At 45.1% G+C, this 13,741-nt stretch carries 16 protein-coding genes and 1 other RNA gene; 5 read left to right on the top strand and 12 right to left on the bottom strand.

Annotated elements, in window-relative coordinates:
* Positions 1–36: 36 nt before the first annotated feature.
* From aroF to ACHKAR_RS04660, 8 genes are read right to left on the bottom strand one after another with little or no spacing between them, the layout of a single operon-like run.
* Positions 37–1,038 (bottom strand): 3-deoxy-7-phosphoheptulonate synthase, encoded by a 1,002-nt coding sequence (gene aroF, locus ACHKAR_RS04695; protein WP_395416379.1) that lies wholly within the window; start codon positions 1,036–1,038, stop codon positions 37–39.
* Positions 1,035–1,814: a tryptophan synthase subunit alpha gene (trpA, locus tag ACHKAR_RS04690; protein WP_395416403.1), complete on the bottom strand. Its 780-nt coding sequence runs from the start codon at positions 1,812–1,814 to the stop codon at positions 1,035–1,037. Before trpA ends, aroF begins: the two co-directional genes overlap by 4 nt.
* A gap of 54 nt (positions 1,815–1,868) precedes the next feature.
* Entirely contained in the window at positions 1,869–3,065 is a 1,197-nt protein-coding gene (trpB, locus tag ACHKAR_RS04685) for a tryptophan synthase subunit beta (protein ID WP_159579004.1), read from the bottom strand.
* Positions 3,062–3,664 carry a phosphoribosylanthranilate isomerase gene (locus tag ACHKAR_RS04680; RefSeq protein WP_395416378.1) on the bottom strand — a complete coding sequence of 201 codons (603 nt, stop codon included), beginning with the start codon at positions 3,662–3,664 and terminating at the stop codon, positions 3,062–3,064. Before ACHKAR_RS04680 ends, trpB begins: the two co-directional genes overlap by 4 nt.
* A 3-nt stretch (positions 3,665–3,667) precedes the next feature.
* A complete protein-coding gene (gene trpC, locus ACHKAR_RS04675; RefSeq protein WP_395416377.1) occupies positions 3,668–4,465 on the bottom strand; it encodes an indole-3-glycerol phosphate synthase TrpC in 798 nt (265 codons plus the stop codon).
* A complete protein-coding gene (gene trpD, locus ACHKAR_RS04670) occupies positions 4,462–5,457 on the bottom strand; it encodes an anthranilate phosphoribosyltransferase (RefSeq protein ID WP_395416376.1) in 996 nt (331 codons plus the stop codon). The genes trpC and trpD overlap by 4 nt, the downstream gene beginning before the upstream one ends.
* Positions 5,454–6,035, bottom strand: coding sequence for an anthranilate synthase component II (locus tag ACHKAR_RS04665; protein WP_159578996.1), 582 nt, complete (start codon positions 6,033–6,035; stop codon positions 5,454–5,456). Before ACHKAR_RS04665 ends, trpD begins: the two co-directional genes overlap by 4 nt.
* Positions 6,035–7,453 (bottom strand): anthranilate synthase component I family protein, encoded by a 1,419-nt coding sequence (locus ACHKAR_RS04660; RefSeq protein ID WP_395416375.1) that lies wholly within the window; start codon positions 7,451–7,453, stop codon positions 6,035–6,037. Before ACHKAR_RS04660 ends, ACHKAR_RS04665 begins: the two co-directional genes overlap by 1 nt.
* A 280-nt stretch (positions 7,454–7,733) precedes the next feature.
* Here ACHKAR_RS04660 and ACHKAR_RS04655 point away from each other — a divergent pair, with 280 nt between their 5' ends.
* Both ACHKAR_RS04655 and ACHKAR_RS04650 read left to right on the top strand, forming a co-directional pair.
* Positions 7,734–9,614 carry a lamin tail domain-containing protein gene (locus ACHKAR_RS04655; RefSeq protein WP_395416374.1) on the top strand — a complete coding sequence of 627 codons (1,881 nt, stop codon included), beginning with the start codon at positions 7,734–7,736 and terminating at the stop codon, positions 9,612–9,614.
* A gap of 29 nt (positions 9,615–9,643) precedes the next feature.
* The gene (locus ACHKAR_RS04650) at positions 9,644–10,051 is read left to right on the top strand and encodes a tellurite resistance TerB family protein (protein ID WP_159578990.1); all 408 of its coding nucleotides are present in this window, start codon (positions 9,644–9,646) and stop codon (positions 10,049–10,051) included.
* Between the two features lie 88 nt (positions 10,052–10,139).
* Here ACHKAR_RS04650 and ACHKAR_RS04645 read toward each other — a convergent pair whose 3' ends face one another.
* The 4 genes from ACHKAR_RS04645 to ACHKAR_RS04630 form a co-directional block, all read right to left on the bottom strand.
* Positions 10,140–10,391, bottom strand: coding sequence for a hypothetical protein (locus tag ACHKAR_RS04645; protein WP_159578988.1), 252 nt, complete (start codon positions 10,389–10,391; stop codon positions 10,140–10,142).
* Between the two features lie 107 nt (positions 10,392–10,498).
* The gene (locus ACHKAR_RS04640) at positions 10,499–11,539 is read right to left on the bottom strand and encodes an alkane 1-monooxygenase (RefSeq protein WP_395416373.1); all 1,041 of its coding nucleotides are present in this window, start codon (positions 11,537–11,539) and stop codon (positions 10,499–10,501) included.
* Positions 11,540–11,573: 34 nt separating this feature from the next.
* A complete protein-coding gene (locus ACHKAR_RS04635; protein WP_395416372.1) occupies positions 11,574–12,269 on the bottom strand; it encodes an outer membrane beta-barrel protein in 696 nt (231 codons plus the stop codon).
* Between the two features lie 93 nt (positions 12,270–12,362).
* Positions 12,363–12,482 carry a 30S ribosomal protein THX gene (locus tag ACHKAR_RS04630; protein ID WP_159578982.1) on the bottom strand — a complete coding sequence of 40 codons (120 nt, stop codon included), beginning with the start codon at positions 12,480–12,482 and terminating at the stop codon, positions 12,363–12,365.
* 212 nt (positions 12,483–12,694) lie between these two features.
* On the opposite strand from ACHKAR_RS04630, the gene ACHKAR_RS04625 reads away from it, so the two are divergent.
* The 3 genes from ACHKAR_RS04625 to fsa all read left to right on the top strand — a co-directional run bounded on the left by ACHKAR_RS04625 (position 12,695) and on the right by fsa (position 13,720).
* Positions 12,695–12,865 carry a hypothetical protein gene (locus ACHKAR_RS04625; protein WP_159578980.1) on the top strand — a complete coding sequence of 57 codons (171 nt, stop codon included), beginning with the start codon at positions 12,695–12,697 and terminating at the stop codon, positions 12,863–12,865.
* Between the two features lie 39 nt (positions 12,866–12,904).
* Positions 12,905–12,998, top strand: an RNA gene (ffs, locus tag ACHKAR_RS04620) — signal recognition particle sRNA small type.
* 65 nt (positions 12,999–13,063) lie between these two features.
* Complete coding sequence (gene fsa, locus ACHKAR_RS04615; RefSeq protein WP_395416371.1) at positions 13,064–13,720, top strand: fructose-6-phosphate aldolase; 657 nt, start codon at positions 13,064–13,066, stop codon at positions 13,718–13,720.
* Positions 13,721–13,741 lie beyond the last annotated feature (21 nt).

Below are 13,741 nucleotides of genomic sequence, written 5' to 3'. Positions count from 1 at the left end.
ATCAGGGGATGTTTTGATTAAACACCCCCTGATGTTTCATTCCAGCTCTTTCAAAGCTCGCATCTTCCTGATCAACTTGGCAGACTCTTCAAAGTCGAGGGTTTGCTGACCATCAGAAAAAGCCTTTTCGGGTTTCTCATGGATCTCAAAAATCACCCCATCGGCACCAGCCACCGTAGCAGCAAGGGCCACCGGCTCCACATAATCTCTGATGCCAACCCCGTGAGATGGATCTGCAATCACCGGCAAATGGGTTTTCTCCTTCAGGATAGGAATGGCGTTGATATCAAAGGTGTTTCGTGAGGCTTTCTCATAGGTCCTGATGCCTCTTTCGCACAAGAGGAGTCGCTCATTACCTCCCGCAAAAACATATTCCGCACTGTACAGCAGTTCATCAATAGTGCCCGAGATTCCTCTCTTGATCATCACAGGTTTATCCACTTTGCCAAGCTCATCCAGCAGGTTAAAGTTTTGAGTATTTCTGGCACCCACCTGATAGATATCTACATAATCGTACATCTCAGCTATCTGCGACACCTGCATCACCTCAGTCACGATTTTGATACCATTCTCTCGGGCAGCTTTGTACCAAAGTTTCAGCCCGTCGATGCCCATACCCCGGAAGGAGTATGGTGAACTCCGGGGCTTATATACCCCTCCTCGCATGATTTTAATGTCATTCTCCTTCAGGTGCTGGATGGTCTTTTCGATGTTCTCCTCACCCTCAATACTGCAGGGTCCGGCCATCATGGCAAAGTGCCCATCTCCTATCAGCACGCCATCGCCCAGGTCTATGGCCGTTCGGTTCACCTTCCATTTGCGCGAGACCAGTTTGTAGTCATCAGATACTATATGAATGTCCTTGATGCCAGGCAGGTGTCCAATGTTCCGCACATCAAACTTTTCCTTACCAATACCAATGATATACTCCCTCATTTGGGTTTTCACATCATTTGTTTTGTATTTCAACGAAGCTATCTGGGCTTTCAGCCCTTCCTTCTGTTCGGCAGTAATATTTGGTTCTAGCTGTATGATCATGACTGGGGATTTTTGAGTTGATGAATGTAGTTGCTAATAGATGCAGCAGATTTATCCTCTGCCAACAATTTAATAAATGCACTGCCTACGATGGCCCCATCGGCATATGCACAGGCCTTACTGAAAGAAGCATAATCGGAAATCCCAAAACCAATGAGTTTCCTGTTCTTCAAATTCAGGGCTTTGATTCGCTCAAAATAGGCGATCTGCTCTTCGCTAATACCGGATTTGGCTCCTGTGGTACTGGAAGATGAAACCATGTAAATAAACCCTTTGCTTAGCTCATCTATTTTGCTGATCCTGTCGCCCAATGTTTGAGGGGTAATCAGAAAAACGTTGTAAAGGCCATATTGATCCAGCACCTCTTTGTAGGTCTCTTCATACTCATACATAGGCAGATCCGGCAGGATCAAACCATCCACACCCACTTCCTGGCATTTTTTGCAAAACGCCTCAAAACCAAACTGAAGAATTGGGTTGATATAGCCCATGAGTAACACCGGCACCTGTACAGTTTTCCGAAGGTCTTTAAGCTGCTCAAAGAGTAAAGCGAGTGTCATTCCATTCTCCAATGCCACGTGCGAACTCTCCTGTATGGTCGGGCCGTCCGCTATGGGATCAGAAAAGGGCAAACCTATTTCTATGAGATCCGCCCCACCATCATTGAGGTGCCTGGCAATCTCAAGTGTATCATTAAGTTCGGGATACCCGGCAGTGAAATACACATTCAGCAGGTGATCCTTTTTATCTATAAATGCCTGATCTATTCGATTCATCATTGAACTAGTGTTTGTAAATGGTTAGTGATTGCACAAGAAGCCTGAACTGACTCAATACTTTCCCCATTTGATATAAGTCTCTAAATCCTTGTCGCCTCTACCCGAGAGGTTCACCACCACTATATCTTGTGGATCCAAGGTCATTTTATGTAGTGCACCCAGTGCATGAGCACTCTCTACGGCTGGGATAATCCCTTCCATTCGGCTCAGGAGTACGCCTGCAGTCATGGCTTCCTCATCGGTAATACCATAGAACGTAGCTCTCCCTGAATCAAATAAGTGGGCGTGGAATGGCCCAATCCCCGGATAATCCAGACCAGCGGAAATGCTGTAAGGTTCTATCACCTGACCATCATCTGTCTGCATGAGGATGGTCTTGCTACCATGTAATACGCCTTCTCTGCCCAGTGCTGTAGTGGCCGCCGATTTACCAGTGTGGTCACCCAGTCCGGAAGCCTCAGCCGCTACCAGTTTCACCTCTGGAGTATCCAGGTAGTGATAAAATGCTCCGGCGGCATTGCTCCCACCCCCTACGCATGCCACCACATAGTCGGGATGGTCACGGCCTTCCTTTTCAGATAGTTGCCATTTGATTTCTTCACTGATCACACTCTGGAAGCGAGCCACCAAGTCCGGGTATGGGTGTGGCCCCACCACAGAACCAATGATGTAGTGAGTATCCTGTGGATTGTTGATCCAATGACGCATCGCCTCATTGGTCGCATCCTTCAGGGTCTTACTACCACTCTTCGCAGGTCTCACTTCGGCACCCAGGATCTTCATGCGCTCCACATTGGGCCGCTGACGAGCCATATCGACCTCCCCCATGTACACGATGCAACCAATGCCCATCAATGCACATACGGTGGCCGTAGCCACGCCATGTTGGCCAGCTCCTGTCTCTGCGATGATTCGCTTTTTGCCCAGGGCTTTAGCCAGCAGGATCTGCCCCACGGTATTGTTCACCTTGTGGGCACCTGTATGGCAAAGGTCTTCACGTTTCAGATAAATCTTCGCCTTCAGCAGTTCGGACAATCGTGAGGCATAATAAAGCGGAGTAGGCCTCCCTACAAAATCCCTTAGCAACTGCTGAAATTCCTTCTGAAAAGAAGGGGAATTCATGATTTCCAGATAGTTGATGCGGAGCTCCTCTACATTTGGATACAGCATCTCAGGAATATATGCTCCTCCAAACTTGCCAAAATACCCGCGCTCATCTACTAAATATTTAGATTTCACTTCGCTCATAACTTGTCTTTTAACGCTTTAATCTTTTTGATATCCTTTACCGCAGGTGCCAACTCAAACCTGCTGTTCACATCTATGGCATACAATTGTTTCACCCCCAGTTGCCTGATCGCATCCAGGTCATCCAGCTCAATCCCTCCACTCAGGAAAAAAGGCTTCTCCAGATCATAATCCTTCAAAATACCCCAGTCAAACTTTTGACCGCTACCACCATAAGCAGGAGTCTTAGTGTCGAAAAGAAAATAATCCACATAGGGTGAATAGGCCTGCATCAACGCAATCGGCAACTCATCCGCTACACTAAAAACCTTGATCAATTTGAACCCTCGCTCCCTAAGACGCTTCACTTGATCCACCGGTTCTTCACCATGCAACTGCAGCAAGTCAAGCCCGTAAGTTTGAGCCTTTTCTATCATCTCTTCATCAGAAGCATTCACAAACACTCCCACTTTTTCAACTCCTGAAAGGTCGGCCTTTGGCATTTCCAGGACACACCTGGGGCTTTTCTCGTAAAAGATCATACCCATATAATCCGGCTCCAGCTCCAACAAATCCCGGATATTGTCCGCCTCACGCATGCCACAGACTTTCAGTTTCATCTGCTAGTGTTTGAATTCTTTGATTCGCTTTATAAAATCACTACACGCTTTCTCAGGGCTGCCTTTTTGCATAAAATACTCCCCGATCAGAAATCCTTCATATCCGTGACTCATGAGGTCCACTACAACAGCAGGGTCATTGATTCCGCTCTCTGACACCTTCACAAAGTCATTGGGGATCTTGGCTGCAAGGGCACGTGAGGTATCCACATCAGTCACAAAAGTTCCCAGGTTCCGGTTGTTGACACCCAGGAGGTCTACGTGTTCATTGATGGAATCATTGAGCTCTTTTTCGTTGTGTACTTCCAATAGTACCTCCAGCCCCAGGGATTTGGCGAAAGCCCCCAATGACTTCACTTCCTCCGGTTTCAGACATGCAGCGATAAGCAGGATCACATCGGCACCTATCGACTTAGCTTCAATGATCTGGTACTCATCAATGATGAAGTCTTTTCTCAGAATAGGACAAAAGTTGAAACTTCTGGCGATGGTGAGGTCTTCATTTTTACCACCGAAATACTTGGTATCCGTAAGAATAGATAACCCCGAGGCACCAGCCTGCATATAGCCAATGGATGTTCGCTCCACTTTAGCTCCGTCATTGATGACTCCTTTAGACGGAGACTTACGCTTAAACTCTGCGATAATTCCTACCTTATCGGGTCTCCGAATGTATTTTTTCAAAGAAACAGGCTGAGCGCCGAAGTAAGTGCTCTGCTCGAGGAGCTTCACCGGATAAAGGCTTTTCTTCTGTGCTACTTCTTCCTTTTTATCTGCTACGATCTGATCGAGTATATTCATGAGTTGTTCACTGCTAAAAACTTCCTGAAGGACTGTAAAGCCTTCCCTGATTTAATTGATTCGCGAGCGGCCTCTATGCCTTCGCTTATACTTATTTGTTTTCCTACGGAGATCGCCAGGCCGGCATTGGCCAGTATAGCCTCTACCTGTGGCTCTGTACCCTCATTATTGAGGATGCTCTTGAAAATAGCCACTGCTTCCTCCACGGTCTCTCCACCATAAAGGTCTTCTGCCCTTAATTTTTTGAGGCCGATATCTTCTGGCTGAAAAACCTCTTCATGGTCATTCATTATCGCCTTGAATCCACCGGTGAGAGACACCTCATCATAACCATCTAAAGCATGAAGGATCACAAAGTGTTTGTCTGTCTTCTGATAGAGATAGCCATAGAGTCGGGCCAGCTCCAGACTGAATACACCCACCAGTTGGTTTTTAGGCATGGCAGGGTTCACCATGGGGCCAAGCATATTAAAGAATGTCTTGATCCCTAACTCCCGGCGAACTGGGCCCACATTTTTCATAGCCGGGTGAAACAGCGGCGCATGCAAAAAGCAAATACCTGCCTCATCCAGACTCTTTTTGATGGTGCCAATGTCGTTGGTGAATTTGGCCCCCATGCTTTCCAACACATTGGAAGACCCACTCACGGAAGACACGCCATAGTTGCCGTGCTTCACCACATTCTGCCCGGCACCCGCCACCACAAAAGACGAGATGGTAGAGATATTGAAGGTGTTTTTGCCATCTCCCCCTGTTCCACACAGATCGATTCCATTATACTCAGCCACGGGTACTTTCACACAGAGCTCCAGCATGGCATCTCTAAAGCCCTCCAGCTCCTCCACGGTGATGCTGCGCATCAGATAGACAGTCATAAAGGCCGCCATCTGGCTGTTGTTATACTTTCCTGTGGTCAGGTTAGAGAGGATTTGAAATGCTTCCTCCCGTGAAAGCGATTGATATTTAAACAGTTTGTCCAGTACTTGCTTCATAGTTCTACAGATAACCAGTTTTGCATCATTTTCTTTCCGTGCTCGGTCATGATAGATTCAGGGTGAAACTGAACACCCCGCACGTTGAATTCCTTATGTTTGATTGCCATGACATTGCCAGACTCATCCACAGCAGTCACCTCCAGTGTATCCGGTATAGAATCAGGCTTTATGGCCCAGCTGTGATACCGGCACACTTTAAATACATTCGGTAAGTCGCTAAAAAGGACGTCCTTTTTGTCCGTGAGCTCCACATCTGTAGCCACGCCATGAAAAACGGTAGGCAAATTAAACAGCTCTGCACCAAAGGCCTCTCCTATTCCTTGATGACCGAGACAAACCCCGAGTATATTTTTGGAGGAACCATATTTGCTGATTACTTCAGGCATCACGCCTGCATCTTTGGGTAGACCAGGACCCGGCGAAAGCAAGATGTGATCAAAACCGGCTGCATAGTCTACAGCGATCTTATCATTTCTATGTACCTCCATCCGGTTCTCTGCTCCCAGCTCACGTAAAATGTGTACCAAGTTGTAGGTAAATGAGTCGTAATTATCGATTACTAATATCTTCTTCATCAGTTATTGATCGTTTCAGCCATTTTCATTGCCGACTCCAACGCCGCCAGTTTGTTATATACCTCCTGCACCTCACTTTGAGGATCAGACTTGGAAACAATACCCGCTCCTGCCTGGAAGTAGAGTTGGTTTCCTCTGCTCAAAAATGTTCGGATCATAATGGCGTGGTTGAAGTTTCCGTTGAAGTCCATAAAACCGATTGCTCCACCATAAAACCCACGAGCAATATTCTCATTTTCATCGATCAACTCCATCGCCCGGTACTTGGGCGCCCCTGACAGGGTACCTGCGGGGAAAGTACTGGCCACAATATCGAGGGGATCAGCATCCTTTCGCAGTTTTCCGGTCACCTTAGATACCAAATGAATCACATGCGAATAGTATTGTACTTCTTTATAAGTCTCCACTTTCACCTCATCGGAGCTTTTACTCAGATCGTTTCTGGCCAGATCCACCAGCATGATGTGTTCCGAATTCTCTTTTGGATCTTCGAGGAGCTTTTTGGCCAATTCAGCATCCGCTGCATCATCTCCGGTACGCTTGAATGTTCCTGCAATCGGATAAATAACGGCCTCCTCTTTGTTGACCACAATCTGGGCTTCTGGTGAGGAGCCAAATATCTTGTACCCACCGTAATCAAAGTAAAAGAGGTAGGGAGAAGGATTGATAGACCGCAAGGCCCTGTAGACCTGAAACTCGTCTCCCTTGAAATGAGTGCTGAATTGACGGGAGAATACCACCTGAAAAACATCACCCAGGTCGCAATGTTTGATCCCCTTATTCACACGCTCCAAGAAGGTGTTGTCATCAAAATTTGAATTGGTTTCAGATGACTTTTCAAACGAATAAGACGGGATATTCTTTTGAGAAATCACATTGAGCAAATCCTCAAAACCTGAATCCTGAGGCTCATCCAGATAGCACTCCATTAGATAACACTCATTTTTGAAGTGATCAAGGGCAATAATATATCGAAATACACTGTAATGGATTTGTGGTATTTCTGAAGACGGAGTCTTGGGATTTGATAATGAAATGTCCTCAAAGTACTGAACCGCATCATAAGACATATAGCCAAATAGTCCGGTACGAATGAATTTATCATCCTGGTTGGGGATATCAAACCGTCCGAGAAAATCTCGCAAAAATGGAAGCACTTCACGCTTCTCAGAGGCCGACCCATGCTCCACGATCCCATCCGGAAAAGACATTTCCACCTGATCGTTCTCTACTTTGAATGAGGCAATGGGATCACAGCAGATATAGCTAAAACTATTTTCAGAACCATGATAATCCGAACTTTCCAATAAGAAGGACTTGGCGTACTTATCACGAATTTTTAAATACAATCCCACCGGCGTGACCATGTCTGCCAGGAGGTTTTTTTGTCTGATCTTGAGTTGGTACTTTTTTTCCATCTGATTTTTATTGTCCAAAAAAAAACCCGCTGTGAACAGCGGGTTTTACAAGATATATTCTTCTACATACCACTTCTGTTCATAAACCTAAAAGGAGTATGTGCCACCAGTAGTATGTGTTTGTTCTAATCATGCCGCTAATGTACAACAGGCATAAAATCAATTCCAAGTACTTCGTTTAAAAAAATTCCAACGAGAAAAACGTATCACTGAACGTTTTTACTCCATCAGGTCCTATCCACCTAGGTATCATTGTGTTGAGATCAAATTACCGCATAAAATGACTCTACTTAAAACCAAAACAATTCTACTGATGCTGCTGGCATTCTATTCCAGCAGTGCTCAATTAAGCATCAATTCACTTGATACAGACCACACCATCGACTTTGATAATACCCTCCTCGGGGTGAATCTGGGGCCCCTGCAAGGACTTGGATTGGTGAATCTTCCGGTCACTCTGGGTCAGCTCGATTCACGGGCATGGGCTATATATGGTATGAGTGATGGTGATGTCCCTTTCGACGGAACAGGCCTCCTGGGAGACTTCACCGGAGGTATTTCGCAGGGTGGTGTTGCCTTAAGTGCGCTCTATGCCTTCAATACGGCCACCATTCTATCGCCTGACTATGCGCTCGGATTCCAAGCCAATGACACAGATATGACACCTGGCAGTTTGCGACTGAAGCTCCAAAACGACATTGTCGCTACGACCATCCGAACAGTCACTGTCTCTTATGATGTATATGTATATAATGATCAAAATGCTTCTAGTGCGATTGATTTGGCTTTCAGCTCGGACAATACCACCTACGAAACAGTGGACTCCAAAAAGGTCACAACTACAACAACTGCGGATGGTAGCCCAGAATGGGTAAAGTACTCCGTCAGTAAGACGATCTATGGTCTATCATGGGACAGCGGAGCTAATTTTTATCTTTCCTGGCAATTTGACGATGCGTCTGGCAGTGGTGCCAGAGATGAATTTGCCATTGACAATATCGTGGTAAACGTTGGCAATAGTCATCCTGATATTTTGATCACAGAGATCATGTATGACCCTAACAGCGCGGAACCTGACTATGAGTGGGTGGAAGTCTATAATAACTCAATTGTTCCAATAGATCTGGAAGGTTTTATATTGTACGATAACTCAGGAAGTGCTGGCGAGACCCCGATAACAGAAAGCTACACCCTGGCTCCAAATGAAGGCGTCATACTCATAGATCAGAACATTACAGATGCAGATTTTCAAGCGGCGTGGGCAACGGGGAATACCATACCGACACTCTCCGTTAACCTGCCAGACCTCTCCAATACAGGAATGTCACTAGGTTTGTGGGGCAATAGTGCCTATTATGATGATGGCAACCTTACCAATGCCCTGGATGAAGTGACCTATCAGAACGGAAGTGGCAGCTGGCCTGCCGTGGGATCATCAGACGGTAAAAGCATCTATCTCCAATCACTGGCATCAGACAACAACACCGGCTCCAGCTGGGCCCAAAGCAATGACGCCACTAGCACGCCTACAGGATATGCCCATACCATCCCGGCACAGGGCGGCGGCTCTGGCAGCGATGTGGGATCTCCATACGCCGGAGAAGGTGCACTACCCGTAACCTGGCTTTCCGTAGATGTGTCACTGGTCAATAATCAACGACCAAAAATCACCTGGTCAACAGCTCAGGAAATTAACAACGAGTGGTTTCATGTGGAAAAATCATACAATGGTGAAAACTGGAGCGTAATCGGGCAACTGAAAGGAAAGGGTAATTACAAGGGAGTATCCGTGTATACTTACGAAGATTTACCGCTCATCAGAAGTTGCTATTATCGCATTCGCCAAATAGACTATGATGGTAAATGGGAGCATTCTGAGGTTCGCTACATAGTGCCTAGTCACACTGGTGAAACAGAAATTTACCCCACACTACTGGAAAATGGAAACCGGACGATGAACATTAAAAACCTGCTTCCTGGTGTTTCTGTAGACATTATCATGTACACCCCGGAAGGTAAATTAGCCTTTCAGACACACCTGATTCCCGAAAGCACGGGTGCCGATCTGATGATTCCGGAATACATTATCAATGGCACTCACATTATCAGTATCAGTTCACCTACAGGCCTCCTGCATAAATCAAGAATAGTTTTGAGATAGGTTTTCATTTTTTGAATTATCTTCACACTATGTTATCCAATGAAGAACAACTGAGCATTCTGGTTCACCTTTCGATGGCTGATAAATTTCTAGCCGAAGAAGAGAGTAAACTGATTCATAAAATAGGAGAGCGTTGTGGACTTTCCAGGGAAGAGGTGGAGTTGATCATAGACAACCCCAGACCCATTCCTAACCTTAAGAATTTACCGCCCGATGAAAAATTCACTTACCTGTTTGATGTCATTCAACTCATGAAAGTAGATGGAAAAATCTATCAGAGTGAAATACAGTTTTGTGAACGTCTTGCTTTGGCCCTAGGCTACAAGCCCGGTGTGGTTGCGGATCTTTCGGCATATATTTATTCAGACCCAAGTATTAGCACTAAAAGAAGCTATCTGAGGTCAATAGCTGATCAACACCTGATCCCCAAAAAATAGAACTTCTTCTTTAGAGCATAAAAAAAGGCTTTCTCTTCCTCTTCTCGAGACAGGGATAGCCTTTTTTAATACAACTTAAATTTTTCTTTTACTTGGATTTGATCGCCTTCTCCAGATCATCCAATAACTTCTTCGATACCTTCCGGGCGTTCGTTTTCTTAAACTTTTCAAGAGCTGTGTACGCCTCTGCCCCTTTAACATAAAGACCTTCGGCATTTTGGTCATGAGCGTAGCTCCCCAAACACCATTCGATTTCTGAAACCAGCTGCTCCTCAATACCAAGTTGAGAAAGCTTGTCCTTAGCTTCTACCAGTGCTTTTTCAATTTTTTCTGCTGCCATTTTGATTACTTTTAAACGGTTTTAATGATTTCATACAAAATTAGAAATATTATTGAACTAAATTCAAATAATATTCACTATTTTTAATGATTTAATAATATTATCAATCAATCATTGCGATACTCCCCTATTCTACTATCCATCACGTAAAACCACAATGGAGGCACTGTGGCCATCAACATCATACCCGGATACCCCGTTGGCATTTGGGGGCTTTCATCCATATGTCTCAGCACCTGGTATTTTCTGCTGGCTATGTAATGATGATCAGAGTGTCGTGAAAGCTCAAAAAGCATAATTCGACCTACCAGATGATCAGAATTCCATGAATGAGCCGGCATCACACGTTCATAGCCTCGATCGGTTTTATTCCTGGACAGTCCGTAATGCTCAATGTAATTGACGGTCTCCAGCAATAGAAAGCCCATGATCGCTGCAAGAACATAATACAGCATTACTGCCCACCCATATACATAACCAACCACAAGTAGGAATGTTAATTGGAGCACCTGAAATTGGAGCATTTCGTTATGTATCGAAAAGGTACGCTGACCTTTCTTTCTCAGCCTGCCAGCTTCCAACTTCCATGCGGAGAGGTAGGATAGCACCACCGATCGGATCCAAAAAGCATATAAAGACTCTCCCAATCGCGCAGACGAGGGGTCTTCAGCGGTAGACACATGCTTGTGATGACCTCTGTTGTGTTCGATGAAAAAATGCATGTACAGTGAGGTCAGCAGCAACAGTTTAGACATTTGTTGCTCATACTTTCGCTTCCTGTGTCCCAATTCATGGGCCACATTGATCCCCATCACCCCACAGAGCATCCCCATGGCGGTGATTCTTCCTATCCTGGTCAATAGCTCTACCGATTGAGTCATGGACTCAAGAAACCACCACACGCAGGCTAGTTGTATAGGCACCACCAGATAAACTAAAAGATCATAAATAGGATTTTCCAATCGCTTCTGTTCCTCTACCTCCGAGAAATTATCAGGGTCTGGCTTAAAAAAAAGCTCAAGGATCGGAATGATCATAAAAGCCTCCAGCAAGGGCAAAAAGGTCAGCCACCCCGTACTATGAAATGAGAAATAAGCCAGAACAGGCAAGGAAAGTACACTGAGGTACTTGAGGGCTCCGAGGTTCATGATAATGATGGGTTTTTGGGTACAGAAAGTTACCCTAAAAATCCATCTTCCCGAAAGGAATCATGTAGGCAACGGTAAAACCAGCCAGATAATGATTACTGAGATCCGGGAGGCGGTTATCTAAATCCTCCGTTTTCATAAGACTGCTCACACTATAGGAGATAAACCCATCTAGGTGAATGGCCCCAAAAGGAAATTCATGCTGCACACCCAGAGATAATCGCACTCCATACCCAAAGGTTCGGTCGCGGTTTTCCTCATAGGTATAAAACTCCACACCAGTCCCCATGTTGTCAGGATCGGGATCAGGATCTTTCTCCACATTGACGAGCCACTCGGTAAACATCCCTAATGTAAAGAAAAACTTAGTATTGCCTTTTCCCGCATAGGCCATGGCCTCCACCGGAAAATTGAGGTAAGACATCTTGATATGGTAAGTGGGTTCATCTGTAGCAAAAGTTTGCTTCCACCCCTTCTGCTCATAAGCCAGGCCAGATTGCAGTCCGGCATTGAGAAATGAGGTACTGGACCTATTCGTGAATAATTTAAGCATCAATCCACCCTGATAACCGGGAATGAACCCGGTATTCATAAAGGTGTTATAGATCGTATGTTCGATATACGCGGTACTCAGATGTCCTCCACCTTTCAGCCCCACAAACCCCTTCACCTGGGCATACGCTCCCTGTCCGGCAGTTACTATTAACAGAATGATCAGAATTTTTCTCATAAAATATACCACCTCGCAGGGCCCCAACAATGTTTCTGGAATAATCCGTGGAAATGCCGGGGTTAATGCCCAATCACACTTAAACGGCCTGTGTTACTTTTTCTTGCCTTTTTTTGGTGCTTCAGCTTTCCCGGTTGTGTTCTTGGGTCTTCTGACACCATAGGTTCCTTTGGCTATTTTACCTCTGCGTGTTTTTCTATCTCCTTTTCCCATATTCTTATTGAGTTTGAAGTATAAAACTTCACAAAAATACACCCCTTACGCGTAGTAATACAAACATTATCCACGCATTTGAGAAGGTTACATCTGAAATCCTATTCGGAAAGTTTTAACATAACAATCTTCTAAACAAGAGATAACCTACCCAGTGATTTCTTTAAGCGTGCTTGTGGATAATTTAGCCAGTGAATCAAATGAGATTTAACATGAGAGAAAATGACATAGATGCTCAGGACTATATGGAGTACGATGACGTGCCGGATAGCTATTTCTCTGATTTGGAGGAGGATAATGAAAGCCTGGATAATGATGCTGAGCCAGATAGAGCAGGTGGCGACTATCATAGCGAAGAATATCGATCTATTTCTGAATTATAATTTCATCTTAAGGGCATTTCTTTGTTACCTTTGCAACCTGGCAAACGGATGCGACCAGCTCCTGCTGAATCCCCCAGGACCGGAAGGTAGCAAGGGTAGGCGGTTGTAGCGGTGCGACATTTCGTTTGCCTTTTTTGTTTCCCCACATTGTCCTAATTTTAAGTCATATTTTTTAATCATACAAACAGAAAAGAACACATGAAATTTTTCATAGACACAGCAAACCTTGATGAGATTCAGGAAGCCTATGACCTGGGCGTATTGGATGGTGTGACCACCAATCCATCTTTGATGGCCAAGGAAGGAATCACAGGTAAGGACAATATATTGAAACACTACAAAGACATCTGCAACATAGTAGATGACAATGTAAGCGCTGAAGTGATCTCTACTGAGTATGAAGCTATGCTCAAAGAAGGTAAAGAGCTGGCCAAAATTGATGATAAGATCGTGGTGAAAATCCCGATGATCAAAGACGGAGTAAAAGCAATCAAGGCCCTTACAGATGAGGGGGTCCGAACCAATTGCACCTTGATTTTCAGCGCAGGTCAGGCCATATTAGCAGCCAAAGCTGGTGCCAGCTACATCTCTCCTTTCATCGGCAGATTGGACGATATTGGGTTTGATGGCCTCACATTGATTGAGCAGATCGTTCAGATCTTTGACAATTACGAATTTGAAACTGAGGTGCTTGCTGCATCTGTAAGACATAACATGCACCTGATCCAATGTGCCGAAATCGGTGCGGATGTAGTCACTTGTCCCCTATCTGTCATCACTGGCTTGCTAAAGCATCCTTTGACTGACAGTGGCCTGGAAAAATTCCTCGCCGATTACAAAAAAGGCAACAAGTAAGCACATCTGATAGTTGGATGA

Origin of the sequence: Marinoscillum luteum (assembly GCF_044005705.1) — a bacterium.
Taxonomy (GTDB): Bacteria; Bacteroidota; Bacteroidia; order Cytophagales; family Cyclobacteriaceae; genus Marinoscillum; species Marinoscillum luteum.
The sequence above is the reverse complement of the archived record's forward strand: the minus strand, read 5'-3'. Positions and strand labels throughout refer to the sequence as shown.

What these genes read in the sequence shown, in the direction of transcription:
- ACHKAR_RS04665 (WP_159578996.1), bottom strand. Translation starts at nt 6,035, where the DNA reads ATGAAGAAGATATTAGTAATCGATAATTACGACTCATTTACCTACAAC.
- ACHKAR_RS04625 (WP_159578980.1), top strand. Translation starts at nt 12,695, where the DNA reads ATGAGAGAAAATGACATAGATGCTCAGGACTATATGGAGTACGATGAC.
- ACHKAR_RS04660 (WP_395416375.1), bottom strand. Translation starts at nt 7,453, where the DNA reads ATGGAAAAAAAGTACCAACTCAAGATCAGACAAAAAAACCTCCTGGCA.
- aroF (WP_395416379.1), bottom strand. Translation starts at nt 1,038, where the DNA reads ATGATCATACAGCTAGAACCAAATATTACTGCCGAACAGAAGGAAGGG.
- ACHKAR_RS04680 (WP_395416378.1), bottom strand. Translation starts at nt 3,664, where the DNA reads ATGAAACTGAAAGTCTGTGGCATGCGTGAGGCGGACAATATCCGGGAT.
- ACHKAR_RS04645 (WP_159578988.1), bottom strand. Translation starts at nt 10,391, where the DNA reads ATGGCAGCAGAAAAAATTGAAAAAGCACTGGTAGAAGCTAAGGACAAG.
- ACHKAR_RS04635 (WP_395416372.1), bottom strand. Translation starts at nt 12,269, where the DNA reads ATGAGAAAAATTCTGATCATTCTGTTAATAGTAACTGCCGGACAGGGA.
- ACHKAR_RS04655 (WP_395416374.1), top strand. Translation starts at nt 7,734, where the DNA reads ATGACTCTACTTAAAACCAAAACAATTCTACTGATGCTGCTGGCATTC.
- trpD (WP_395416376.1), bottom strand. Translation starts at nt 5,457, where the DNA reads ATGAAGCAAGTACTGGACAAACTGTTTAAATATCAATCGCTTTCACGG.
- ACHKAR_RS04650 (WP_159578990.1), top strand. Translation starts at nt 9,644, where the DNA reads ATGTTATCCAATGAAGAACAACTGAGCATTCTGGTTCACCTTTCGATG.
- trpC (WP_395416377.1), bottom strand. Translation starts at nt 4,465, where the DNA reads ATGAATATACTCGATCAGATCGTAGCAGATAAAAAGGAAGAAGTAGCA.
- fsa (WP_395416371.1), top strand. Translation starts at nt 13,064, where the DNA reads ATGAAATTTTTCATAGACACAGCAAACCTTGATGAGATTCAGGAAGCC.
- ACHKAR_RS04640 (WP_395416373.1), bottom strand. Translation starts at nt 11,539, where the DNA reads ATGAACCTCGGAGCCCTCAAGTACCTCAGTGTACTTTCCTTGCCTGTT.
- trpB (WP_159579004.1), bottom strand. Translation starts at nt 3,065, where the DNA reads ATGAGCGAAGTGAAATCTAAATATTTAGTAGATGAGCGCGGGTATTTT.
- ACHKAR_RS04630 (WP_159578982.1), bottom strand. Translation starts at nt 12,482, where the DNA reads ATGGGAAAAGGAGATAGAAAAACACGCAGAGGTAAAATAGCCAAAGGA.
- trpA (WP_395416403.1), bottom strand. Translation starts at nt 1,814, where the DNA reads ATGAATCGAATAGATCAGGCATTTATAGATAAAAAGGATCACCTGCTG.